At 55.4% G+C, this 675-nt stretch carries 1 protein-coding gene; it reads left to right on the forward strand.

Annotated features, from left to right (window positions below):
• A partial coding sequence (locus HP459_RS23230) for a DEAD/DEAH box helicase (RefSeq protein WP_171936961.1) occupies positions 1 to 675 on the forward strand: 675 nt, incomplete at both ends.

A 675-nucleotide genomic window follows, 5' to 3' on the forward strand; every position in this document is an offset into this window, starting at 1 on the left:
GAAGTTTTCCGACTTCGCCCTGCACCCAAAGGTGATCGAAGCCCTTGAAACTAAAGGGTTTCATAACTGCACGCCCATTCAGGCTCTCGCCCTGCCGCTGACGCTGGCCGGTCGTGATGTTGCAGGGCAGGCGCAAACCGGTACTGGCAAAACGATGGCGTTTTTAACGTCAACGTTTCATTATTTACTTTCTCACCCAGCGATTGCAGACCGCAAAGTTAACCAGCCGCGCGCGCTAATTATGGCCCCGACGCGAGAACTGGCGGTACAGATCCACGCAGACGCTGAGCCCCTGGCGCAAGCCACCGGCCTGAAACTTGGCCTGGCCTATGGCGGCGACGGCTACGATAAACAGCTGAAAGTGCTGGAAAGCGGCGTCGATATCCTGATTGGGACCACCGGCCGTCTTATCGACTACGCCAAACAGAACCATATCAACCTCGGCGCAATCCAGGTCGTGGTGCTGGATGAAGCAGACCGCATGTACGATCTGGGCTTCATTAAAGACATCCGCTGGCTGTTCCGCCGTATGCCTGCGGCAAACCAGCGTCTGAACATGCTGTTCTCCGCAACCCTGTCATACCGCGTACGTGAACTCGCATTCGAGCAGATGAACAATGCGGAATATGTGGAAGTAGAACCGGAACAGAAAACCGGGCACCGCATTAAAGAAGA

Source organism: Enterobacter sp. CM29 (assembly GCF_013179605.1).
Taxonomy (GTDB): domain Bacteria; phylum Pseudomonadota; class Gammaproteobacteria; order Enterobacterales; family Enterobacteriaceae; genus Enterobacter; species Enterobacter intestinihominis.